Raw genomic sequence first — 23,401 nt, forward strand, 5'->3', positions numbered from 1 at the left:
ACCGCGCGACGGAGCGGGCCGCTCCGACGAACGCTTTCGAGAGATAGCGAACCGCGACCGAGCGGTGACGCTCGGCGAACTTCACTTTCACTCGGGTGTAAACCAGTCTTTATACGGGATGGCAAACAAGCACTGTGTACATGCCTGAAGACGAACTCGAGGACCTCCCCGGCGTCGGCCCGGCAACCGCGGACAAGCTCGTGGACAACGGATTCGAGAGTTACCAGTCGATCGCCGTCGCGAGCCCCGGCGAGATGTCGAACACGGCCGACATCGGCGAGTCGTCCGCCGCCGACATCATCAACGCCGCCCGCGACGCCGCCGACGTCGGCGGCTTCGAGACCGGCGCGAGCGTGCTGGAGCGCCGCCAGGAGATCGGCAAGCTCTCCTGGCAGATCGACGAGGTGGACGACCTGCTCGGCGGCGGCATCGAGACGCAGTCGATCACGGAGGTGTACGGCGAGTTCGGGTCCGGGAAGTCGCAGGTCACCCACCAGATGGCGGTCAACGTCCAGCTAGAGCCGGAGAACGGCGGCCTCGACGGCGGCTGTATCTTCGTCGACTCCGAGGACACGTTCCGACCGGAGCGGATCGACGACATGGTCCGCGGGCTCGACGACGAGATCCTCGCCGACGAGATGGAGCGCCGCGAGATCGAGGGGACGCCCTCGGACGAGGAGGCGCTCGAAGAGCTCGTCGAGGCGTTCCTCGACCAGATCCACGTCGCGAAGGCGTTCAACTCCAACCACCAGATCCTGCTCGCCGAGAAGGCGAAGGAGCTGGCCGGCGAACACGAGGAGACGGAATGGCCGATCCGGATCGTCTGCGTCGACTCGCTCACCGCGCACTTCCGCGCGGAGTACGTCGGTCGGGGCGAGCTTGCGGATCGCCAGCAGAAGCTCAACAAACACCTCCACGACCTGATGCGGATCGGCGACCTGTTCAACACCGCCATCCTCGTCACGAACCAGGTCGCGTCGAATCCCGACTCGTACTTCGGCGACCCGACGCAGGCGATCGGCGGCAACATCCTCGGACACGCCTCCACGTTCCGGATGTACCTCCGCAAGTCGAAGGGCGACAAGCGGATCGTCCGCCTCGTCGACGCGCCGAACCTCGCCGACGGCGAGGCCGTGATGCGCGTCCAGAACGAGGGTCTGAAGCCGGAATAACGGTGTTTCCGGGACATCGGTCGGCGGAGAGGGCAGTCTGACACCGCCGAGATATCGATTCCGTCGAGGAACCGCGAGACGGGTTGACAAACGTCTACTTCTGCCGACGAGGCCGGAACGACCCGAATTCGGGACGGAGAGCCCGTGCGACGCCCAAGCGCGGGACGGCGGCGCGGCAATACTCGCCAGAGGGGACCGCGCCCGCCCCGAGAGCGCCGCTCGGCGACGGATCACGCCGAAATAGATAGCTGAGCTACACAACGACCGTCGAGTTCGAGCGCAACAATTGCGGCGGAACCGCGAGAAAAACGTCCTTATATTCCATAGCCACGTCCTTATATCGGACGACCGCCGTATTATCAACCGTGTTTTTTGTGAAACTCAACTCTAACGTTTATGTATAGGCGTTCCCGGGAATCGAAATGTGATTCAGCACATGAACACGAGCGAAGCACGGTTTGAACCGGACGAGCGTTCAGTAGAGGTGGATGAGTTGTGACGGGCGGCGTCCTCGCCACGGTCGATCCGAGCACGTTCGCGTCCGCGATGAACGGGACGTGGATCCTCGTCGTGACGTTCCTCATCTTCTTCATGCACGCCGGCTTCGCCATGCTGGAGGCCGGGCAGGTGCGGTCGAAGAACGTCGCCAACCAGCTGACGAAGAACCTCCTGACGTGGAGCGTCGGGGTGGCGGTGTTCTTCCTCATCGGCACGGCGTTCACGAGCCTCGTGAACGGGTCGTCGGGGATCGCCTCCGCCGCGGGATCGCTGTACTCCGGCGGCGAACTCGCCGTCGAGTCGGGCGTGGTCGGTCCCTACGTCAACTGGCTCTACGGCGCGGTGTTCGCGATGACCGCAGCGACGATCGTCTCCGGGGCGGTCGCGGGTCGCGCGAAGCTCCGCGCGTACGTCACCTACACGTTCCTCCTGGCCGCGGTCATCTACCCGATGGTCATCGCCTTCACGTGGTCGGCCTCCGGTGACGGGCTCGTCGCACAGCTGACGGGCACCGCGTTCCACGACTTCGCCGGCGGCATGATCGTCCACGGCATGGGCGGCATCGCGGGCCTCACGGCCGCGGCCATCCTCGGGCCGCGGATGGACCGCTACGGGAAGGACGGCTCGACGAACGTCATCCCCGGTCACTCGCTGACGTTCGCCGTGCTGGGGACGCTCGTCCTCGCGTTCGGCTGGTACGGCTTCAACGTCGGCACGGCGTCGGTGGTCAGCGGCGGCGTGTTCAACACGCTGACGCTCAACCTCGTCGCGATGGGGACGACGATCGCGATGGCGTCCGGCGGGATCGGCGCCGCGCTCGTCGTCTGGGCGAAGACCGGGAAGGTCGACACCCTCTACGTCGCCAACGGCCTGCTCGCCGGGCTCGTCGGCATCACCGCAATCCCCGACACCACGGCATGGTGGGGCGCCGTCGTCGTCGGCGGGCTCGCCGGCGCGCAGCTCCCGATCGTCTTCGAGTTCGTCTCGGACAACCTGAAGATCGACGACGTCTGCGCGGTGTTCCCGGTTCACGGGAGTGCTGGCGTTCTCGGGACGCTCCTCTTCCCGTTCGTCGCCGCACCGGGTCAGCTCAGCGCGGGCATCGGCGCCCACTTCGTCGCTCAGCTCGTCGGCGTGGTCATCATCGGCGGCTGGACGATCACCGCAACCGGTGCGGTCTGGTACGTGCTCAAGCTCGCCGGCGAGGCGCGCGTCACCGCCGAGCACGAACAGGAGGGCCTCGACATCTCGGAACACGGCGTCGAGACCTACCCCGAGTTCGGCGGCGACCGCGTCGCGACCGACGGCGGCCCGTCGGTGATCGACACGACCGAGTCCGATGGGGAGTCTCCCCGGGCCGATGGCGGCGCGGCGGCCGGCACGGACATCAAGATGGTCACGGCGGTCGTCCGCCCCGACAAGCTCGGAGACATCAAGCAGGCGCTCGCGGAGATCAACGCCCCCTCGCTGACGGTGACGAACGTCTCCGGTCGCGGCAGCCAGCCCGCGAAGAAGGGCCAGTGGCGCGGCGAGGAGTTCACCGTCGATCTCCACCAGAAGGTGAAAGTCGAGGTCGTCGTGGCCGACATCCCGGCCGACGAGGTCGCGGACGCCATCGCCGACGCCGCGAAGACCGGCGAGGCCGGCGACGGCAAGGTGTTCATCATGCCGGTGGAGGACGCGCTCCAAGTCCGCACCGGTGCGACCGGAACGGAGGCGGTGTAGCGACGCTCCCGGCGGGCAGACACCGCGCACGGATCGACGGACGGACTTTTTTCGGGCGGGCGTGACGGCGGTTCGGCAACTACTTTCAGCCCGCCGACCCAACCGGTCGGTATGAACCACGAGCGCTCGCGCGAGTTGTACGACCGCGCGCTGTCGGTCATGCCGGGCGGCGTCAACTCTTCGGTCCGGGCGACGATGCCGCACCCGTTCTTCGTCGAGCGCGGCGACGGCGGCCACGTGATCGACGCCGACGGGAACCGCTACGTCGACTGGGTGATGGGGTACGGCCCCCTCCTTTACGGCCACGACCTGCCCGACCCGGTGGAGGCGGCGGTCCAGTCGCACGTCGCGGAGGGACCGATGTACGGCGCGCCCACGGAGATCGAGGTCGAACACGCCGAGTTCGTGGCGCGGCACGTCCCGAGCGTCGAGTCGATCCGCTTTGTCAACTCCGGCACGGAGGCGACCGTCTCGGCGGTCCGACTGGCGCGCGGCCACACCGACCGCGACAAGATCGTCGTGATGCGGGGCGGCTACCACGGCGCGCAGGAGTCGACGCTCGTGGAAGGGTCGCCGGGCGACGCGCACCCGTCGACGGCGGGGATCCCGGAGGCGTTCGCCGAGCACACCCTGCCGATCCCGTTCAACGACCCGCAGGCGGCGAAGGAGGTGTTCGCGGAACACGGCGACGAGATCGCGGCCGTGATCGTCGAGCCGATACTCGCCAACAAGGGGATCGTGATGCCCGTCGACGGCTACCACGAGACGCTGCGGGACCTCTGTGACGACCACGGCTCGCTACTGATCTTCGACGAGGTGATCACCGGGTTCCGGGTGGGCGGCCTCGGCTGCGCCCAGTCGAAGTTCGGCGTCACCCCCGACGTGACGACGTTCGGGAAGATCATCGGCGGCGGCTTCCCGGTCGGCGCGATCGGCGGGAAAGCGGAGATCATCGAGGGGTTCACGCCCGCTGGCGAGGTGTTCCAGTCCGGCACCTTCTCCGGGCACCCGGTGACGATGGCCGCCGGGAAGGCCGGGCTGGAGTACGCGGCCGAAAACGACGTGTACGAGCACGTCAACCGCCTCGGTCGGCAGCTCCGGGAGGGGATCGCCGAGATCTGCGCCGAGCGCGCGCCGGAGTACACCGTCGTCGGCACCGACTCGATGTTCAAGACGGTGTTCACCCGCGAGGCGCCGGACGACGTCGACGCCTGTTGCGCGGGCGGCTGTCGGCAGGACCCGGACTGCGCCCGGTACGACTCGTGCCCGAAGACGGGCGCCGACGTGGCCGACGCTGCGACCGACCGCTGGGAGCGGGTGTTCTGGCAGGAGATGAAAGACCGAGGCGTGTTCCTCACCGCGAACCAGTACGAGTGTCAGTTCACCTCCTACGCGCACACGGAGGAGGACGTCGAGACGACGCTCGAAGCGTACCGCGAGGCGCTGTAGACCGGGCGACCGGCGATCTCCGGGCCGTCCGGCAAACCTTGCGCGCGCCGGGCGGTGCGGAACAGTTTTATATCGGAGATCAGTACATACACGCGATGACCGCAGTGGCTCGTCTCGACGCCGCCCTTCTCCGAGGCCGACGAGCCCTGCGACCGCGACGAGACGTCCGACCGCCGCGACCGGCTTCCGGCGCGGCGCGACGACGAGGCCCTTCGGGCCAGTAATCTTCATCCCTCGTCGCGTTCGCGCCGTTCCGTTCCGGAGAGTCTCGACTATCGTCACCGCGAGCGGCCGCGCTGTCTTTTTCTTACAATCTTGAAACCGCTGAATTTAAGACCGTAGGCCGGGTGTACTCTGGTAATGACGAGCGTTGCACTCGCGTTCAGCGGGGGACTCGACACCACGGTCTGCGTACCGCTGCTGAAAGAGGAGTACGGCTACGACGAGGTCATCGGCGTGAACGTCGACGTCGGCCAGCCCACCGAGGAGTTCGACGAGGCCGAGGAGACCGCCGAGGCGCTGGGGCTCGACATCCACGTCGTCGACGCGAAGGATGAGTTCGCGGACCTCTGTTTCGACGCGGTGAAGTCCAACGCCAGCTATCAGGGCTACCCGCTCGGGACCGCCCTCGCGCGCCCGGTCATCGCCGAGGCGATCCTCGGCGTCGCCGAGGAGCAGGGCTGTGACGCCATCGCCCACGGCTGTACGGGGAAGGGGAACGACCAGCTCCGGTTCGAGGCCGTCTGGCGCGGCTCCGATCTTGAAGTGATCGCCCCCGTGCGCGAACTCGGCCTCACCCGCGAGTGGGAGATCGACTACGCCGCGGAGAAGGACCTGCCCGTCGAGGCCGGCGACGGCGGCGTCTGGTCCATCGACGAGAACATCTGGTCGCGCGCGGTCGAGGGCGGGAAGCTGGAGAACCCGAACTACGAGCCGCCGGAGGACATCTACGAGTGGACCGCCGAGCCGGAGGGCGAGACCACCATCGAGGTGACGTTCGAGGAAGGGATCCCCGTCGCCGTCGACGGCGAGGCGATGGACCCCGTGCCGCTCATCCAGCACCTCAACGAGCACGCCGGGGGGTACGGCGTCGGCCGCACCGACGTGATGGAGGACCGCATGCTCGGGCTGAAGGTGCGCGAGAACTACGAGCACCCGGCCGCGACGGTCCTGCTGACGGCCCACCAGGCACTCGAAGATCTTGTCCTGACGAAGAACGAGCGCTCGTTCAAGAAGGGGATCGAACAGGAGTGGTCGGAGAAGGCGTACGAGGGGCTCGTGTTCGCACCCGTCGTCGACGCGCTGAACGCCTTCGTCGACGAGACGCAGGACGTGGTGACCGGCACGGCGACCGTGAAGGTGTCCGGCGGCGACTGCCGCGTCGTCGCCCGCGACTCCGAGTACGCCGTCTACTCCGAGGAGATGGCCTCGTTCAACACCGAGGACGTCGCCGGCATCGCCCAGTCGGACGCGACGGGCGTCGCGAAGTACCACGGACTCCAGGAGCGCCTCGCCAACGACGTGAAGGCGAGCGTCTCGAAGCCCGAGCTCGCGACGGACGGGTCCGGCGAGACGGACGGGTCCGACGCGGACGATAACTAGATGACCGACGACGATCCCGACGCGAGCGACGCGGACGAGGCGGCCGGCGGTGACGACACCGCCGTCCGGCGCGAGCGCTTCAGCGGCGGACCCGCCCGCGAGTTCCTGTCGAGCCTCGCGGCCGACGCCGCAATCTTCGAGGCGGACCTCGCCGTCGACCGGGCGCACACGGTGATGCTCGCCGAACAGGGGATCGTCGACGGCGGGGTCGCGGGCGAGATACTCGCCGCGCTCGACGAGGTGGAGGCCGCCGGCCACGGCGCGCTCCCGGACGGCGAGGACGTCCACGAGGCGATCGAGACCGCCGTCATCGACCGGGTCGGCCCGGATGGCGGCCGGATGCACACCGCCCGCTCGCGCAACGACGAGGTGGCGACGTGTATCCGGTACCGGCTGCGCGAGGACCTGCTCGACGCCGCCGAGGCGACCGTCGCCGCCCGGGAGGCGCTCGTTGAGGTCGCCGAGGAACACGCGGAGACGGTGATGCCGGGGTACACCCACCTCCAGCCGGCACAGCCGACGACGGTCGCGCACTACCTGCTGTCGTACGAGGGCGGGCTCGCGCGCGACACGGAGCGGCTCCTGGACGCGTACGACCGCGTCAACCGGTCGCCGCTCGGCGCGGCCGCGTTCGCCGGGACGCCGTTCGACGTCGACCGCGACCGGACCGCGGAGCTGCTCGGCTTCGACGGGACGGTCCGCAACTCGATGGACGCCGCCTCGGCGCGCGACTTCCTCGCGGAGACGGCGACGGCGCTCGCGACGCTCGCGACGACGCTATCGGGGCTCGCCGAGGACCTGATCGTTTTCTCGAACAAGGGGGTCCTCGAGCTGGCGGACGCGTACGCCTCGACCTCGTCGATCATGCCCCAGAAGAAGAACCCCGACACGCTGGAGCTGACCCGCGGCGTCGCGGGCGACGCGATCGGGGAGGCGACCGGTACGTTGAGCCTCCTGAAGGGGCTGCCGCGGGCGTACAACCGCGACCTCCAGCGCGCCCACGCGAGCGTCTTCGATATCGCCGGCGACGTGCGCGAAGCGACCGAGATCGCTGCGGGCGCGGTCGCGACCGCCGAGTGGGACGCGGACGCGCTCGCGGCCGCCGCGGGCGAGGGGTTCTCGACGGCCACGGGGGTCGCCGACCTGCTCGCGATGGCGGGCCTCCCGTTCCGGACCGCCCACGAGATCGTCGCGAGCGCCGCCCCCGCGGTCGGAGACGGCGACGACCCAGCGACCGCCGCCGCAAAAGTTGACGAGGCCGCACAGGCGGTACTGGGCGAGTCCCTCTTCGAGCGCGTGTCCCGCGACGAGGTGGAACGCGTCCTCGATCCGGCCGCGAGCGTCGCGAGCCGCGACTCCGCGGGCGGCCCCGCGCCGGAGGCGGTCGCGGCGGACCTGACGGCCGCGACCGCAGGGATCGACGCGGACGCGACGGCGCTCGACGACCGCCGCGAGGCGCTGGCGGTGGCGGCCGAGGCGCTCGACGCGGAGGTGGCGACGTATGAGTGATCGTGGGACCGACCGCGGTGGTCGCCGCGGGCGGACACCGAACCGGCCGCCGCCGCCGAACCGACCGCCGCAGCCGGACCGACTGCGACGACCGCCGCGACCGGGGGTCGACCGACGACCCCCGGTCGCGAACTCGTCTCCGCGAGGGGACGAACAAGTAACTAGGATCTGATAGTCCGGTTCGTCCGGGCGCTTTCGGCCGCTCTCGAACCGATAGCCGGTGCTTTGGCTAGTGTATATTTTTTGGTAAGTTCGGAAGATTTATGGTATCGAGTCACCCAGAGTGGAGTACGATGACAAGCGACACCGACACGCTGACCGCGGAGGACCCGATCGCGGGCGAGGAAATCGAGATCCCGGCCGACGTGGAGGTCGGCGAGATCATCGACAGTCCGGTCACGGGGACCGAGCTGGAGGTCATCTCGCTCGACCCGGTCGTCTTGGAGGAGGCGCCAGAGCTCGAGGAGGACTGGGGCGAGTAGATGGCGACGACCGCCGCGGCCGCGACACCCGAGTGGTCGACATGCGCGTGAACACCGACCCGAACGGAGGGGAATCGGCGTGCGCGTAGGCGTCCTCTACTCGCGGATCCGGAAAGACGAGAAGCTCCTGCTCGGCGAGCTCCGCGAGCGGGGCCACGACGTGGCGAAGATCGACGTGCGCAAGGAGCGGTTCGGCCTGGACTCGACGACGGCCGCCGTCGACGACCTCGACCTCGTGGTCGACCGCTGCCTGTCGACGAGCCGGTCGCTGTACGCGACGCGGTTCCTCGACAGCTACGGCGTCCCCGTGGTGAACGGCCCGGAGACGGCCGACGTCTGCGCCGACAAGGCGAAGAACTCGCTCGCGCTCGCCGAGGCGGACGTGCCGACCCCGGCGACGGAGGTCGCGTTCACGACGGAGGCCGCCCTAGAGGCGATCGAGTCGTTCGGCTACCCGTGCGTCCTCAAGCCCGTGACCGGCTCGTGGGGGCGGCTGATGGCGAAGATCGACTCGCGGAACGCCGCCGAAGCGATCTTGGAACACAAGGAGACGCTCGGCCACTACGAGCACAAGGTGTTCTACGTCCAGGAGTTCGTCGACAAGCCCGGCCGCGATATCCGCGTGCTGGCGGTCGACGGCGAGCCGGTCGCGGCGATGACGCGCTCCTCGGACCACTGGCTCACGAACGCCGCGAAGGGCGGCGAGACGGAGCCGTTCGAGCTCGACGAACGCGCGACCGAACTCGTCGAGAAGGCCTCCGAGGCCGTCGGCGGCGGTATGCTCGGCGTCGACCTGATGGAGGTGGGAGTCGAGGCGGAATCGGACACCGCCGAGACCGGCGTCGGCGCAGACGGCGACGGCGCGGCCGACGACTATACCGTCCACGAGGTGAACCACACCGTCGAGTTCAAGGCGCTCGACGCGGCCACCGACGTCGACGTCCCGGCGCGGGTCGTCGACTGGCTGGAGGCGAAGGCGACCGAGCTGGCCGACGGAGCCGTCGCGGGGGCCGACGCGTGACCGTAGACGCCGAGGACAGCGGCGCGGCCGCCGACGCCTACACCGCCAGCGTCGTCGGCGGCACCGGGTTCACCGGCGGCGAGCTGCTGCGGCTCCTCGCCGGCCATCCGAACTTCGAGGTCGTCCAGGCGACCTCGCGGTCGGCCGACAACATGACCGTCGGGCGCTCGCACCCGAACCTGCGCGGGCTCGACCTTCGCTTCTCGGACCCCGAGGACCTCGAATCGGTCGACGTGCTGTTCGCGGCGACGCCGCACGGCGTCTCGATGGAACGCATCGACGAGTTCACCGAGGCCGCCGACACCGTGGTCGACCTCTCGGCGGACTTCCGGCTCCCCGAGGCCGACGCCTACGACGAGTGGTACGACGGGCACGAGTCGCCGGAGTACTTGGAGCGCGCGGAGTACGCGCTCCCGGAGATCAACCGCGGGAACCTCCCCGGCGCCGACCTGATCGCCGGCGGGGGCTGTAACGCGACCGCGACGATCCTCGGGCTGAAGCCCCTCGTCGACGCCGGCGCGCTCGGTCCCGAGAGCGGCGAGGTCGTCGTCGACGTGAAGGTCGGCTCTTCGGAGGGCGGCGCGGGCGGCGGCGCGGCCTCCTCGCACCCGGAGCGCTCGGGCGTCGTGCGCCCGTACGCCCCGACCGGCCACCGCCACGAGGCGGAGATAGAGGCGTACATCGGACTCTCCGTCTCCTTCACGGTCCACGCGGTCGACATGGTCCGCGGCGCGAGCGCGACGTGTCACGTCTTCCCCGACGAGCCGGTCTCGAAGGGGGACCTCTGGGGCGCGTACCGCGACGCCTACGCGGACGAACCGTTCGAGCGGATCGTCTCGGGCGGGGGCGGCGTCTACCGCTACCCCGAGCCGAAGGCGGTCGCCGGGACGAACCACGGCGAGGTCGGCTTCGAGCTCGACCCCGGCAACCGCCGTGTGGTCGTCTTCTCGGCGATCGACAACATGATGAAAGGCTCCGCCGGGCAGGCGGTCCACGCGGCGAACGTCGCCCTCGGACTGCCCGAGACGGCGGGCCTCGAGTTCGACGGGCTCCACCCGGTGGGTGCGCCGTGACGGGGAGTGGTTCCGAACCGGCGGCCGAGCCGCCCGTCGTCGTCAAGGTCGGCGGCGCGAAGGCGGTCGACCCGGCCGGCGCGGTCGGCGACGTCGCGCACCTCGCGGCCAACGGGCGCCCCGTCGTCGTCGTCCACGGCGGCTCGACGGTCGTCGACGAGACGCTCGAACGGCTCGGCATCGAGCCCGACTACGTCGAGTCCGCCTCGGGCGTCACCGGGCGGTTCACCGACGCGGAGACGATGGAGGCGTTCGCGATGGCGATGGCCGGCAAGCTCAACACCGAACTGACGGCACAGTTCCGCTCGGCCGGAGTCGACGCGGTCGGCCTCTCCGGGGTCGACGGCGGCCTCCTCGCCGGGCCGCGTAAGTCCGCGGTCCGCGTCGTCGAGGACGGGAAGCGGAAGATCCGGCGCGGCGACCACTCCGGGCGGATCGAGTCGGTGAACGCCGACCTCCTCGCCGACCTCCTCGACGGCGGCTACACGCCGGTCGTCTCGCCGCCGATGGCGGGCGACGAGGGCGACGGCGAGGTGACGGCGGTCAACGCCGACGCCGACCGCGCGGCCGCGGCGGTCGCGGGCGCGCTCGACGCCGACCTCGTCCTCCTGACCGACGTGGCGGGCGTGTACGCCGACCCGGACGACCCCGAGACGCGCATCGACGCGGCCGCGACGCCCGACGAGTTGGCGGCCGTCGAGGACGCGGCCGAGGGGTTCATGGGCAAGAAGGTGATGGCCGCGAGAGAGGCGCTCGAAGGCGGAGCGGGCCGCGTCGTGATCGCGGACGCCAACGTCCGCGACCCGGTCGTCGCCGCGCTCGGCGGCGAGGGGACGACAATCGAGCGGGCGGCGCTCGGCGGCGACGGAACAGCGGGGGGAGACGACGAGGCGGCGGACGGCCAAACCGGAGAGGCGGACGGCGACAGCGGACCCGCCGAGCCCGACGGAGGTGAGACCGCGTGAGCGGCTTCGTCTTCTCGGAGAAGCCGATCGGGATCGCCTCGGGAGATGGGGTACACCTCACCGACACGAACGGCACGGAGTACCTCGACTTCGGGGCCAGCTACGCCTGTACGCCGGTCGGCCACTGCCACCCGGAGGTCGTCGACGCCGCGACGAGCCAACTGGAGGAGCTGCTGTACGTCCAGGCGTCGTACCCGCACGCGGCGCGGACGGCGCTGTACGAGCGGTTGGCCGAGGTCGCGCCCGTCGACGTCGACAACGTCTGGCTCTGTAACTCCGGGACGGAGGCGAACGAGGCCGCGCTGAAGTTCGCCCGGCACGCGACGGGCCGCGAGAAGATAATCGCGACCACGCAGGGGTTCCACGGCCGGACGATGGGGACCCTCGCGACGACGTGGAAGGACAAGTACAAGGACGGGTTCGGCCCGCTCGCGGGCGGCGTCGAGTTCGTCGAGTACGGCGACGCCGAGGCGATGCGCGAGGCGGTCGACGGGGACACCGCCGCGGTCATCTTGGAGCCGCTCCAGGGCGAGGGCGGGATCAACCCCGTCCCGACCGAGTACCTTCAGGCTGTCCGCGTCGCGACCGCCACCTCCGGCGCGGCGATGATCCTCGACGAGATCCAGACCGGGCTCGGGCGCACCGGAGACATGTGGGCCGCCGACCGCCACGACGTGGTACCGGACATCCTCACGACCGCGAAGGGGCTCGGCAGCGGGCTCCCGATCGGCGCGACGCTGTGTCGCGACTGGATCGCCGAGGACTCGGGCGACCACGGCTCGACGTTCTCCGGCGGGCCCGTGGTGTCGGCCGCGGCGGGCGCCACCCTCGACGTGATCGAGCGCGAGGACCTCCCGGCCCACGCCGAGGCGGTCGGGAACTACCTCCGCAGCGAGCTCCGCGACCGCCTCGGCGACGACGTGCGCGACGTGCGCGGCGACGGGCTGATGGTCGGGATCGAGGTGCGCCGCGGGTCGAACCGCCTGCTGCGCGACCTCGCCATCGACCACCAGATCCTCGCGCTGCCGGCGGGGCGGACCGTGCTGCGCCTGCTGCCGCCGCTGACGATCGAGCGCGAGCACGCCGACGCCGTCGTCGACGCGATAGCCGAGGTGGTCGGCTGATGGCGGCCGGCAAGGAACAGGATCGGGAGGGCGGCGAGGCGGCCGACGACGCCGCGGCCGGCGGCACCGACGTCGTCGCCGGCGGCGGCTACCCCGCGGCCTGCGACACGCCCGCCCGGAAGCTGCTGTACGACATGGTCTCGATCCCCTCGCCGTCGCGCAACGAGGAGCGGGCGGCCGAGCGCCTCGTCGACTTCTTCGAGGCGAACGGCCGGGAGGCGTGGATCGACGAGGTCGGCAACGTCCGCGCCCCGGCGAACGACGCCGTGCTCCTCACCTCGCACGTCGACACCGTCCCCGGCGACATCCCTGTCGAGGTGCGGCCCGCGCCGTCCGAGGGCGAGCTGCCGGAGCCCTCCGACGTCCGCGTCGGCGACCCCGGCGACCCCGTGTTGTGGGGTCGCGGGTCGGTCGACGCGACCGGACCGCTCGTCTCGATGGCGGTCGCCGCGGTGAAGACCGGCGTCTCCTTCGCGGGCGTCGTCCGCGAGGAGGTCGACTCCGGCGGCGCGCGCCACCTCATCGGCGACCGCGACGCGCCGGAGGCGGTGGTCAACGGCGAGCCGTCGGGCTGGCAGGGGATCACGCTCGGCTACCGCGGCCTGCTCGAGGGGACGTACGTGAACACCAGCGAGTCGGGCCACTCCTCGCGGCCGGAGCCGAACGCGATCCAGCACGCGATCGACTGGTGGCACGGCGTCGAGGAGGCGTTCACGCCGGACGACGCGGAGACCGCCGTGTTCGACCAGGTGACGACCAAGCCCATCTCGGTCGACGGCGGCCTGAGCGACGACGGCCTCGCCGTGGAGGCGACGGTGGACGTCCAGCTGCGGATCCCGCCGTCGCGGCCGGTCGACGAGATCCACGAGCTCGCGGAGGCGGAGCTGTCGACCGGCACCGTCCGCTGGGGCGAGCCGATGCCGCCCGTGATGGAGAGTCCGCGGACCGACCTCGCGCGGGCGTTCCGCGTCGCGATCCGGTCCGCGGGCGGCGACGTGCGCCTGCTCCGGAAGACCGGCACGAGCGACATGAACCTCTTCGCGGCCGCGTGGGACTGCCCGATGGTCACCTACGGGCCCGGGAACTCCGACCTCGACCACGCGCCCGACGAGCGGCTCCCGCTACCCGACCTCGACCGCGCCGTGCGCGTGCTGACCGAGGTCTGCCGCGAGCGACTGTAACCCGACGCACCTCTCCGAAACCGACTGTTTTCGAACGACACCACCACCCGACACACACCAACGATGCCCCTCGCAACCGACGACTTCCTCGACATCGACGACGTGACGCCCGCCGAACTGGACGCCCTGCTCGACCGCGCCGCCGCGATGAAGGCGGGCGAGACCGACCCTCGACTCGGGGACGCGACGCTGGGGATGATCTTCGAGAAACCCTCGACGCGCACCCGGGTCTCCTTCGAGACGGGCATGACTCGACTCGGCGGCCACGCGATGTTCCTCGGCCCCGACGACATCCAGCTCGGCCACGGCGAGCCGCTGAAGGACACGGCGCGGGTCCTCGGCCGGTACGTCGACGGCGTGATGGCCCGGCTGTTCGACCACGAGGACGTGGAGACCCTCGCCGAGTACGCCGACTGTCCCGTGATCAACGGGCTCACCGACGAGGCGCACCCCTGTCAGACGCTCGCCGACCTCCTCACGATCCGGGAGACGGTCGGCGAGGACGCCACGGTCGCGTGGGTCGGCGACGGCAACAACGTCGGGCAGTCGTTCGTCGTCGGCGCGGCGATGGCCGGCGTCGACGTGGAGGTCGCCACGCCCGCCGACTACGGGATGGACCCCGACGTGTTCGACCGCGCCGCCGAGTTCGGCGCGGACGTGGCGCCGACGGCTGATCCGGCGACCGCTATCGAGGGCGCCGACGTCGTTTACACCGACGTCTGGATCTCGATGGGGCAGGAGGACGAGCGCGAGGAGAAGCTCGCCGCCTTCGACGGGTTCCAGGTGAACGCCGACCTGCTCGCGGACACCGGCGCGAAGGTGATGCACTGCCTGCCCGCGCACCGCGGCGAGGAGATCACGGACGGCGTGCTCGAATCCGACCGGGCTTTGGTCTGGGACCAAGCGGAGAACCGGATGTACGCGCAGAACGCGCTGCTCGTCGAGCTGCTCGGCGAGTCGTGAGGGCGCCGCTGGCGGGGCCGAACCGGAACTGCCGCGGCCTCACCGGCGGTTCGGCGGGTCGCGGTCGTCCATGAGGAAGACGCTGTCTTGGTTCGGGTCGAAGTACACCTCCAGCGCGCGGAGGGCGCCCACGTACGCCGCGACCGCGGCGAACACGAACGAGATAGCTGCCGGAACGACGAGGCCGAGGACCATACCGAGTCGATCCTGCCGCGGCGGACTAATGCGTGTCGGCGGAGCGGAGCCGCGTGTCGGCGGAGCGGCGGCGCGTGCCGACGAGCGCCCGCGGGGCGCGAGTCGCACGCGCGAGGGACGCGGTGAGCGACGGGCGACCGAAGGGAGCCCGGAGTGAACCGCGAGGCTGGGGCGGTGTGAGGTGCGGCGCCGTGTGGTCGGGGCGGGACTCGAAGGGGCAGTCGCCGGCGGCGAAGCCGCCGGCTGCCCGTGGCGCGTAGCGCCACGCTGCCGCGAGGCCGAAGCACGCCGCAGTAAGCACCGCAACGAGGGAGCGTCAGCGACCGAGTGAGGCGCGCAACAGGGCGCGCGAGTCTCGCGGCTAGGGCTTCGGAGGTGTCGTCGGCGATCAGCAGGTGTCTGCGTAGAGCCGGGCGGCTGGGGATTGGGAGGCGGTCGCCGTAGAACCGCAGTTCACGAACGGCCGAGCGTCTGAGGCGCTGACGGTGCCTGCTGTCGATCCGCAATCAGTGGTAGAAACAGCACCGACCGGATCTAGTTCCCGGTCCAGCGCAGTATCGCGAGCGTCCCCTCGAAGAGGGCGATCATCGTGAGCGTCACGATGATCGGCGCCATCCCGGTCGGATCGGGGCTGAACAGGAACGCGATCCCGAGGAACGACCCCCAGAAGATCAGCCGCTTCGCCTCCAGCCACTGCCGGGTGACGAGGTTCATCATGATCGCGAGCATGATGAAAAGCGGGATCTGGAAGACGATCGCCATGAACGCGAGCATGATGACGATCAGGTTGAACGTCTCCGCGAGCCCGAAAGCGATCGTCGCGGCGTCGGAGGTGTAGGTGGTGAAATACGAGAAGATCGCGGGCAACACGAGGAAGTGCGCGAACGCGATCCCGACACCGCCTAAGATTAGGCTCGTCGGGACCGCCGCGAGGTAGTAGCGGCGCTCCGTCTCGTAGAGTCCCGGGCGCATGAACCGGTACGTCTCGTAGACGAACGCCGGGAGCCCGACCACGACGCCCGCGAGACCGGCCACCTTCAGGCGGGTGAGCGGGAGTTCGAGCGGGCCGTACAGCCGCGGGCGGTTTTCCAGCGGCGCCGGGATGTGGTAGCTCCAGAAGTAGTTGATCAGCTCCGTCGACTCGGTGACGACGACGAGCGTCGCCAGCCCGCCGATGAGGAAGACGACCGCGAGCCGGCGCATCATCTCCTCGATGTGCGCGGCCAGCGGCATCTCCTCGTCCGTCTCCGGCCCTTCGATACCCTCGAACGGCTCGTCCTCGACGGCCGTGGCGGCGTCGGCGGTCGGTGCGTCCGCGGTCGTCGCCGGCGTGCCGCCGTCGCCGAGGCTCTGGGCGTCGTCCGTCGCCGGGAGGCCGTCAGTCGACGGGTCGGCGGCGTCCGCGGAGCCGGTGGCCGCGGAGGCGGCCGAGTCGGCGTCAGCGGAGGCGGTCGAGTCGGCGTCGACCGCGGCGGGGTCCACCTCGGGTCCGACCTCTGCTTCGACCTCGGACTCGACGCTCTCGGACGCGGCGTCGACGGACTCGACGCTCTCGCCGCCCTCTCCGGCGGCGTCGCTCTCGGGTTCGTCCTCGTCGGTCGACCCGTCAGCGGCGGCCGAGTCGTCGTCGCGCGGCCGGTCCGAGTCGTCCATTCAGTTGCCCTACGCGACCGGGCGGTTATCAACCTTTTCGGATGGCTGCGTCGCGCGGGGGCGAAACCGGGTCTCGCGGCGGCGACGGAGCGACCGAAGCGGCGGCCTGGCCGGGCCCGGCGGGCTCGTAACTGCTCAACGGCCCCGCGACGGCTCGGCGGCCGGAGCGCCCGCGGTCGAAAAGGTTGATAACGGCGACGACCGTCGCCTTCCGTATGGCGAGCGCCCTCGACGAAGACACCCAGCAGTCGATCGCGGAGGGCCGCGAGACGGCGAAGGCGTTCCTTCGATCGATCCAGAAGGATCTCCAGAAGGTGTTCGTCGTCTTCCTCATCGGCTTCCTCGCGACGTTCTGGGCGCTCCGAACGTACATCTGGGACCGGCTGCGGGAGGTGACCGAGTCCAACATGAGCGCCGCCGTCGCCGAGGAGGCGGACATCATCGCGACGACCCCGTTCGAAGTGATCCTCCTCCAGGCGAAGATCGGGCTGATCGTGGGCGCGATCGCCGCGATCCCGCCGCTGATCTACGTCACCCGCGACGAACTCCGCGCTCGCGGTATGTGGCCGCAGTCGCCGATCGCCCGCTGGAAGCTCGCGCTCCTCGGACTGCTCGCCGCGGGGCTGTTCTCCGCCGGCGTCGCCTACGGCGTCTTCGCCTTCTTCCCGCTGATGTTCGGCTTTCTCGCGGAGTTCGGGCTGGAGGCCGACATCCAGCCCACCTACGGGATCGTGATGTGGACTGAGTTCATCGTCTTCCTCTCCCTCTCGTTCGGCCTCGCCGGACAGATGCCGATGGTCATCACCGGGCTGTCGTACGCCGAGATCGTCCCGTACGAGACGTTCCGCGACAAGTGGCGCTACGCGGTCGTCGCCATCTTCGTGTTCGGCGCCGTCTTCTCGCCGCCGGACCCGTTCACCCAGCTACTGTGGGCGTTCCCGCTGGTCGCGCTGTACGGCTTCAGCCTCTACCTCGCGAAGCTCGTCGTCACGGCGAAACGGAGCTCCGACCGGATCGACGTGCTCGGCGCCGTGCGGAACCACTGGAACGTCGTCGGGGGCGCGACCGTCCTCGGTGGCGCGCTCGTGTACGGCTTCTACGAGTACGGCGGTCGAACCGCGGTCAACGACCTGCTCCGGCTCGCGGGGAGCACGCGGCGGTTCCTCGAACCGGGCGCCGGGCTCGGCGTCGACCCGACGACCGCGCTCGGCGTCTACGCGGCCGCGTGGGCGATCGCGTTCGCGGCCGTCGCGACGCTGTGGGCGGTGTACACCGACCTCGACACCGCGAGCGCGGGCTACCGGTACGGCGACCCGACCGCCATCGACGTGGGCGAACTCGACGCCGCGGGCGTGCGGGCGGCCCCCGCGGACGCGTTCGCCGAGATGGGCGAAGAGGAGTCGCTCGCGCTCGCGCAATCCGCGATCGACGACGACGACCCGGAGAAGGCGCAGGCGATCCTCGACCGCTTCGACGAGGCGAACGAGGGGAGCGACGGCGACAATGGCGCGGACGGCGACGGCGGCGCGGACGGCGACGGCGGCGCGGACGACGCCGGCGAGGACGGGCTCGTCGGGAACGTCCAGAACCGGACCTCGCGGGCGAGTTCGACGTTCCTCGCGGAGCTCACCGACGGCAACGAGGAGGAGGCCGAAGACGACATCGGCGGCTACTACACGGACCTCAAGTTCATCTTCGACTCGCTGCGCACGCGGTCGTTCCGGATCGTCGCGGTGTTCGGCGCCGTGATGGCGGCCGCGTTCACGTGGCTGTACCTCGGCGGGCTCGGAACGGTCCGGGGCGACCTCGAACGGCGCGTGCCCGCGGAGGTCGAGGGCGGGATCAACATCATCACGCTCCACCCGGTCGAGGCGCTCATCTTCATGGTGAAGTTCTCGGTGATGCTCGGGATCTTCGCCGCGTTCCCCGTGGCCCTCTACTACGCGTGGCCCGCGCTCCGCGAGCGCGGCTTCGTCGCCGGGCGGCTCTATCAGGTGTACCTGTGGGCGGGCGCGCTCGGCGCCGGGATGATCGGCGGCTTCGCGCTCGGGTACGCGTACATCGCCCCCGGGATCATCGGCTGGCTCGTCACCGACGCGCGCCTCGCGGACATGGTCATCACCTACCAGGTGAGCGACTTCCTCTGGCTCGTCATCTACACGACCATCGGGATCGGCTTCCTCGCGGACATCCCCATCGCGATGGTCCTGCTGAACAACGCCGGCGTCCCGTACCGCGTGTTCCGCGCCCGCTGGCGCGAGGTGACGATCGGGATCCTGCTCGTCGCGGCCGTGTTCACCCCCGCCGACGTGATCACGATGTTCCTCGCGACGATCCCGTTGATGTTGGCGTACGGCGTCGGCGTCGGCGTCCTCTTCCTCGTCACCTTCGGGGGGCGGCGGGACCTCTCTCCGCCCGCGGAGTTCGTCGGGGAGTGAGTCCCCGCACTCGGCGCGGCCGACGGCGAGAACGGGCGCTGCCGGTCCCCGCGACCGACGACTATTCCCGCGCGCGCCCGCAACGGACGAAGTGAAATGAGCAAGGACTACATCGAGGTCCGCGGCGCCGAGGAACACAACCTCAAGGACCTCGACGTCCGGATCCCGCGGGAGGAGTTCACCGTCGTCACCGGGCTCTCTGGCTCGGGGAAGTCGTCGCTCGCGTTCGACACCGTCTACGCAGAGGGACAGCGCCGCTACATCGAGTCGCTGTCGGCGTACGCGCGCAACTTCCTCGGACAGATGGACAAACCGCAGGTGGAGTCCGTCGAGGGGCTCTCGCCGGCGATCTCGATCGACCAGAAGAACGCGGCGAACAACCCACGGTCGACGGTGGGGACCGTCACCGAACTCCACGACTACCTCCGGCTGCTGTACGCCCGGATCGGCACCCAGTACGACCCCGTCACGGGCGAGGAGGTCGGCGAGCAGTCCGCCCAGGACATGGTGAAGCAGATCCTCGACCTGCCCGAGGGCACGCGGGCGAAGATCGCCGCCCCGGTCGTCCGCGACCAGAAGGGCGCCTTCGAGGACTTATTCGAGGAGCTGGTGAGCGACGGGTACAGCCGCGTCGAGATCGACGGCGAGCCCGTCGATCTCACCCTCGACGACCCCGACCTCGACGAGAACTACGACCACACGATCGACGTGATCGTCGACCGCGTTCGGGTGGCCCCGGACGCGCGCTCGCGGATCACCGACTCGGTCGAGACCGCCCTCGAGGAGGCGGGCGGCGTCCTCAAGCTGATCGTCCCCGACCCGCCCGAGGACGTTCCCTTCGCGTCGAACGCGCGCTCGACGGGATCGCTCGCGGCCGACGCCGACGGCGACGACCGCCTCGTCGTCGAGTTCTCCGAGGAGCTGGGCAACCCCAACTCCGACGTACAGTTCTCCGCGATCGAGACGCGCTCGTTCTCCTTCAACAGTCCGTACGGCGCCTGCCCGGAGTGCGAGGGGATCGGCTCGACGAAGGAGGTCGACGAGGACCTCGTCGTCGAGGACCCCTCGAAGCCGCTGAAGCACGTGTTCGAGCCGTGGAGCTACGACCGCACCTACTACTCGCGCCAGCTCGACAACGTCGCGGAGCACTTCGGCGTCGACCTCGACACGCCCTTCGAGGAGCTCGACGAGTCGATCCGGCGGCAGTTCCTCTACGGCACCGACGGGATGGTCCACTTCGAGTGGACGACGAAGAACGGCACGCGCGAGAAGACGGAGCGCTTCGAGGGCGTCATCCCCAACTTGGAGCGCCGCCACGTCGAGACCGACTCCGAGCGCGCCCGCGACCACATCGAGGAGTACATGGCCGTGACCACCTGTCCCGAGTGCGAGGGCACCCGACTGAAGGAGCAGTCGCGGCACGTCCTCGTCGCCGGCACGTCGATCACCGAGGTGAACGAGCTGTCGATCGCCGACGCCCGCGAGCACTTCGAGGGAATGGAGGCGGAGCTGAACGAGCGCGAGACGACGATCGCCGAGGAGATCCTGAAGGAGATCCGCGCGCGGCTCGGCTTCATGGAGGAGGTCGGGCTGGAGTACCTCACGCTCGACCGCGAGGCGTCGACGCTGTCCGGCGGCGAGAGCCAGCGCATCCGGCTCGCGACGCAGGTCGGCTCCGGGCTGGTGGGCGTCCTCTACGTCCTCGACGAGCCCTCCATCGGCCTCCACCAGCGCGACAACGACCGTCTGCTCGACACGCTCGAAGGGCTCCGCGACCTCGGCAACACGCTGCTCGTCGTCGAACACGACGAGGAGACGATGCGGCGCGCCGACGAGATCATCGACATGGGCCCCGGCCCCGGCAAGCGCGGCGGCGAGGTCGTCGCGCAGGGCGACTTCGACGAGGTGGTCGGGACCGACGAGTCGGTGACCGCCGACTACCTCGCGGGCCGGAAGTCGATCCCGGTGCCCGACGAGCGGCGCGAGCCAGACGGCGAACTCGTGGTGACGGGCGCGCGCCAGCACAACCTGAAGGACCTCGACGTGCCGATCCCGCTCGGCACGTTGACGACCGTCACCGGCGTCTCCGGCTCGGGGAAGTCGACGCTCGTCAACGACATCCTCTACAAGGGGCTGGCGCGAGAGATGAACGACAACACCTCGGTCGATCCCGGCGCACACGACGCGATCGAGGGGCTCGACGGGGTCGAGACGGTGCGGCTCATCGACCAGTCGCCGATCGGGCGGACGCCGCGGTCGAACCCCGCGACGTACACGGACGTGTTCGACCACGTCCGAGAGCTGTTCGCGGAGACGAAGCTCTCGAAGCGCCGCGGCTACGAGAAGGGCCGCTTCTCGTTCAACGTGAAAGGCGGCCGCTGTGAGGAGTGCGGCGGGCAGGGGACCGTCAAGATCGAGATGAACTTCCTCTCGGACGTGTACGTCCCCTGCGAGGAGTGCGGCGGCGCCCGCTACAACGACGAGACGCTCGACGTGGAGTACAAGGGGAAGACCATCGCCGACGTGCTCGACATGAGCGTCGCGGAGGCGTACGACTTCTTCGAGAGCCACCGCGGGCTCGAACGCCGCCTGAAACTGCTGAAGGACGTGGGGCTCGGCTACATGGAGCTGGGCCAGCCCTCCACCACCCTCTCGGGCGGCGAGGCGCAGCGCGTCAAGCTCGCCGAGGAGCTCGGCAAGCGCGCGACCGGCGACACGCTCTACCTGCTCGATGAGCCGACGACGGGGCTCCACAAGGAGGACGAGCGCAAGCTGATCGACGTGCTCCACCGCCTCGTCGACGCCGGCAACACCGTGGTCGTCATCGAACACGAGCTCGACCTCGTGAAGAACGCCGACCACGTGATCGACCTCGGCCCCGAGGGCGGCGACGGCGGCGGCGAACTCGTCGCGAGCGGTACCCCCGAGGAGATCGCTCGGGAAGACGCCTCGCACACCGGGCGCTACCTCCGCGACATGCTGCCCGACGTGGACCTCGACGGCCCCCGCGACGACCGTCGGAAGCCCGCGGTCGCGGACGACGACTGAGCGGCGTCTGTGGCGGCTTTCGGGGCGAAATTGGGAAAAGAACTTTTGCTCGACATCGCTTGACACACGGTCATGGAACGACGGTCGTTCCTCTCCGTTGGCGGCGCAGCGGTCCTCGCGCTCGCGGCCGGGCGCTCCTCCACCGCCGAAGGCGCCGGCGGTCCCGCGGCGGCGGTCGAGGCGTACTACCGGCGGGCGAGCGCGAGCGAAGACGCAGAGGCGTTCGCGGCGGACGTTCCGGCGCTCGCGCACCCCGTCTCCCCGCTCTCGACGCTCGCCGAGGACGTGCCGATGGCGTTCGACACCACGGTGAGACAGGAGCTCGCCGACGCCGCGGTCGTCGAGGAGAACGTCTCGGCCGACCGGATCCGCTCGATATCCGGATTCCTGTCGGCCTCGCTCACCGACGAGGAGCTGGAGTCGATCGCCGCGGAGAACGCGGTCGTCTCGGCGACCGTCGTCGGTGGCGACGGGGGCGAGTTCGAGCGTCGGTGGCTCGTCGCGACCGACGACGGCGAGTGGGGCGTCGTGTGGCCCGGCGAACCGGAGGGACCGGTGACGGTCGTCAGGGAGTACTACCGGCGGGCGGGCGAGGCCGAGAGCGCGGCGGCGTTCGCCGACGACGTCCGGGAGCTCTCGCACCCCGCGTCGCCGCTGGGCGAGGTGGCGGCGGACGTGCCGGGCCTCTTCGACGGCGCGCGGCGTCAGGGGCTCGTCGAGGCCGCCGTCGTCGCCGAGGACGTGGACGCCGAGCGCGTCCGGAGCGTCTCGGACTTCTTCGCCGGGGCCGCGGACGACGAGACGATCGAGACCGTCGCCGCGGAGAACGCGGTCGTCTCGGTGACAGTCACCGACGGCGACGGCGACGAGTTCGAACTGGAGTGGCTCGCCGCGACCGCGGACGGCGAGTGGCGGCTCGTCTGGCTCTGAGGGTGCGATCGTAACCGGGACGACGCGGCGCCGAGGCCGTCGCGTTACCCCGCCGTCGGCCGACGGCCGGGCGATCCGACGGCTCTCGCAACGACGAGGAGCGCGATCAGGTCGACGGTGAGCGCCGCGATGGAACCGAAGCGGAACAGGATCAAGAGACCCAGTACCGCCACGGCGAGCCCGACGGCCGCGCGACGGGCGCGGTCACGGTCGGGGAGCAAGCGGGACACCTGAGCGCCGACGCCGACCTGCGCCGCGAAGAGGAGGACGCCGAACGGGGACACGGCTGGCATACGGCTCGATTCCGACCGAGCCTGTATGAATATGTCGGCGGGGCGACGAACGCCCGGACGGGGCGTGGGTCGGGGCGACC

General features: G+C 70.1%; 19 protein-coding genes. 16 read left to right on the plus strand and 3 right to left on the minus strand.

Going from position 1 to position 23,401, the window contains the following annotated elements; translation table 11 throughout:
* Positions 1 to 140 precede the first annotated feature (140 nt).
* From radA to argF, 13 genes are all read left to right on the plus strand, one after another.
* Entirely contained in the window at positions 141 to 1,172 is a 1,032-nt protein-coding gene (radA, locus tag EXE52_RS07000; RefSeq protein WP_049932122.1) for a DNA repair and recombination protein RadA, read from the plus strand.
* 495 nt (positions 1,173 to 1,667) lie between these two features.
* Entirely contained in the window at positions 1,668 to 3,395 is a 1,728-nt protein-coding gene (locus tag EXE52_RS07005; RefSeq protein WP_199239135.1) for an ammonium transporter, read from the plus strand.
* 111 nt (positions 3,396 to 3,506) lie between these two features.
* Positions 3,507 to 4,844, plus strand: a complete 1,338-nt coding sequence (locus EXE52_RS07010) for a glutamate-1-semialdehyde 2,1-aminomutase (protein WP_049932121.1) — start codon at positions 3,507 to 3,509, stop codon at positions 4,842 to 4,844.
* 360 nt (positions 4,845 to 5,204) lie between these two features.
* The gene (locus tag EXE52_RS07015; protein WP_049932119.1) at positions 5,205 to 6,446 is read left to right on the plus strand and encodes an argininosuccinate synthase; all 1,242 of its coding nucleotides are present in this window, start codon (positions 5,205 to 5,207) and stop codon (positions 6,444 to 6,446) included.
* Positions 6,447 to 7,955 carry an argininosuccinate lyase gene (argH, locus tag EXE52_RS07020; protein WP_137703586.1) on the plus strand — a complete coding sequence of 503 codons (1,509 nt, stop codon included), beginning with the start codon at positions 6,447 to 6,449 and terminating at the stop codon, positions 7,953 to 7,955. It abuts the gene before it with no gap.
* The gene (locus tag EXE52_RS18270) at positions 7,952 to 8,116 is read left to right on the plus strand and encodes a hypothetical protein (protein ID WP_158228679.1); all 165 of its coding nucleotides are present in this window, start codon (positions 7,952 to 7,954) and stop codon (positions 8,114 to 8,116) included. The genes argH and EXE52_RS18270 overlap by 4 nt, the downstream gene beginning before the upstream one ends.
* 132 nt (positions 8,117 to 8,248) lie before the next feature.
* Positions 8,249 to 8,437: a lysine biosynthesis protein LysW gene (gene lysW, locus EXE52_RS07025; protein WP_049932116.1), complete on the plus strand. Its 189-nt coding sequence runs from the start codon at positions 8,249 to 8,251 to the stop codon at positions 8,435 to 8,437.
* A 79-nt stretch (positions 8,438 to 8,516) separates the two neighbouring features.
* Positions 8,517 to 9,458, plus strand: coding sequence for a lysine biosynthesis protein LysX (gene lysX / locus EXE52_RS07030; protein WP_137703587.1), 942 nt, complete (start codon positions 8,517 to 8,519; stop codon positions 9,456 to 9,458).
* Complete coding sequence (gene argC / locus EXE52_RS07035; protein WP_094519691.1) at positions 9,455 to 10,531, plus strand: N-acetyl-gamma-glutamyl-phosphate reductase; 1,077 nt, start codon at positions 9,455 to 9,457, stop codon at positions 10,529 to 10,531. The genes lysX and argC overlap by 4 nt, the downstream gene beginning before the upstream one ends.
* Positions 10,528 to 11,496 carry an acetylglutamate/acetylaminoadipate kinase gene (locus tag EXE52_RS07040; RefSeq protein WP_137703588.1) on the plus strand — a complete coding sequence of 323 codons (969 nt, stop codon included), beginning with the start codon at positions 10,528 to 10,530 and terminating at the stop codon, positions 11,494 to 11,496. The genes argC and EXE52_RS07040 overlap by 4 nt, the downstream gene beginning before the upstream one ends.
* Positions 11,493 to 12,620: an aspartate aminotransferase family protein gene (locus EXE52_RS07045; protein ID WP_137703589.1), complete on the plus strand. Its 1,128-nt coding sequence runs from the start codon at positions 11,493 to 11,495 to the stop codon at positions 12,618 to 12,620. Before EXE52_RS07040 ends, EXE52_RS07045 begins: the two co-directional genes overlap by 4 nt.
* Positions 12,620 to 13,801 (plus strand): [LysW]-lysine hydrolase, encoded by a 1,182-nt coding sequence (locus EXE52_RS07050; protein WP_086216042.1) that lies wholly within the window; start codon positions 12,620 to 12,622, stop codon positions 13,799 to 13,801. Before EXE52_RS07045 ends, EXE52_RS07050 begins: the two co-directional genes overlap by 1 nt.
* Positions 13,802 to 13,864: 63 nt before the next feature.
* On the plus strand, positions 13,865 to 14,764 hold the full coding sequence (gene argF, locus EXE52_RS07055; protein WP_137703590.1) for an ornithine carbamoyltransferase: 900 nt from the start codon (positions 13,865 to 13,867) through the stop codon (positions 14,762 to 14,764).
* 39 nt (positions 14,765 to 14,803) lie between these two features.
* Here the strand turns inward: argF and EXE52_RS18480 are convergent, their stop codons facing one another.
* Positions 14,804 to 14,959 (minus strand): hypothetical protein, encoded by a 156-nt coding sequence (locus EXE52_RS18480; RefSeq protein ID WP_176450650.1) that lies wholly within the window; start codon positions 14,957 to 14,959, stop codon positions 14,804 to 14,806.
* Between the two features lie 534 nt (positions 14,960 to 15,493).
* Positions 15,494 to 16,612, minus strand: coding sequence for a twin-arginine translocase subunit TatC (locus EXE52_RS07060; RefSeq protein WP_089308488.1), 1,119 nt, complete (start codon positions 16,610 to 16,612; stop codon positions 15,494 to 15,496).
* Positions 16,613 to 16,827: 215 nt separating this feature from the next.
* Here EXE52_RS07060 and EXE52_RS07065 point away from each other — a divergent pair, with 215 nt between their 5' ends.
* The 3 genes from EXE52_RS07065 (at position 16,828) to EXE52_RS07075 (ending at position 23,028) form a co-directional block, all read left to right on the plus strand.
* Positions 16,828 to 19,050 carry a twin-arginine translocase subunit TatC gene (locus EXE52_RS07065; RefSeq protein ID WP_094519689.1) on the plus strand — a complete coding sequence of 741 codons (2,223 nt, stop codon included), beginning with the start codon at positions 16,828 to 16,830 and terminating at the stop codon, positions 19,048 to 19,050.
* 96 nt (positions 19,051 to 19,146) lie between these two features.
* Positions 19,147 to 22,098: an excinuclease ABC subunit UvrA gene (uvrA, locus tag EXE52_RS07070; RefSeq protein ID WP_094552656.1), complete on the plus strand. Its 2,952-nt coding sequence runs from the start codon at positions 19,147 to 19,149 to the stop codon at positions 22,096 to 22,098.
* A 72-nt stretch (positions 22,099 to 22,170) separates the two neighbouring features.
* A complete protein-coding gene (locus EXE52_RS07075) occupies positions 22,171 to 23,028 on the plus strand; it encodes a hypothetical protein (protein WP_137703591.1) in 858 nt (285 codons plus the stop codon).
* 44 nt (positions 23,029 to 23,072) lie between these two features.
* Here EXE52_RS07075 and EXE52_RS07080 read toward each other — a convergent pair whose 3' ends face one another.
* Complete coding sequence (locus EXE52_RS07080; RefSeq protein ID WP_049932095.1) at positions 23,073 to 23,321, minus strand: hypothetical protein; 249 nt, start codon at positions 23,319 to 23,321, stop codon at positions 23,073 to 23,075.
* Positions 23,322 to 23,401 lie beyond the last annotated feature (80 nt).

It is taken from the genome of Halorubrum sp. CGM4_25_10-8A, from assembly GCF_005435025.1.
Classification (GTDB): Archaea; Halobacteriota; Halobacteria; order Halobacteriales; family Haloferacaceae; genus Halorubrum; species Halorubrum ezzemoulense.

Excerpts from the sequence above, each read along its gene's own strand:
- radA (WP_049932122.1), top strand. The coding sequence starts at position 141 with ATGCCTGAAGACGAACTCGAGGACCTCCCCGGCGTCGGCCCGGCAACC.
- EXE52_RS07010 (WP_049932121.1), top strand. The coding sequence starts at position 3,507 with ATGAACCACGAGCGCTCGCGCGAGTTGTACGACCGCGCGCTGTCGGTC.
- EXE52_RS07015 (WP_049932119.1), top strand. The coding sequence starts at position 5,205 with ATGACGAGCGTTGCACTCGCGTTCAGCGGGGGACTCGACACCACGGTC.
- argH (WP_137703586.1), top strand. The coding sequence starts at position 6,447 with ATGACCGACGACGATCCCGACGCGAGCGACGCGGACGAGGCGGCCGGC.
- lysW (WP_049932116.1), top strand. The coding sequence starts at position 8,249 with ATGACAAGCGACACCGACACGCTGACCGCGGAGGACCCGATCGCGGGC.
- EXE52_RS07050 (WP_086216042.1), top strand. The coding sequence starts at position 12,620 with ATGGCGGCCGGCAAGGAACAGGATCGGGAGGGCGGCGAGGCGGCCGAC.
- argF (WP_137703590.1), top strand. The coding sequence starts at position 13,865 with ATGCCCCTCGCAACCGACGACTTCCTCGACATCGACGACGTGACGCCC.
- EXE52_RS18480 (WP_176450650.1), bottom strand. The coding sequence starts at position 14,959 with ATGGTCCTCGGCCTCGTCGTTCCGGCAGCTATCTCGTTCGTGTTCGCC.
- EXE52_RS07060 (WP_089308488.1), bottom strand. The coding sequence starts at position 16,612 with ATGGACGACTCGGACCGGCCGCGCGACGACGACTCGGCCGCCGCTGAC.
- EXE52_RS07065 (WP_094519689.1), top strand. The coding sequence starts at position 16,828 with ATGGCGAGCGCCCTCGACGAAGACACCCAGCAGTCGATCGCGGAGGGC.
- uvrA (WP_094552656.1), top strand. The coding sequence starts at position 19,147 with ATGAGCAAGGACTACATCGAGGTCCGCGGCGCCGAGGAACACAACCTC.
- EXE52_RS07075 (WP_137703591.1), top strand. The coding sequence starts at position 22,171 with ATGGAACGACGGTCGTTCCTCTCCGTTGGCGGCGCAGCGGTCCTCGCG.
- EXE52_RS07080 (WP_049932095.1), bottom strand. The coding sequence starts at position 23,321 with ATGCCAGCCGTGTCCCCGTTCGGCGTCCTCCTCTTCGCGGCGCAGGTC.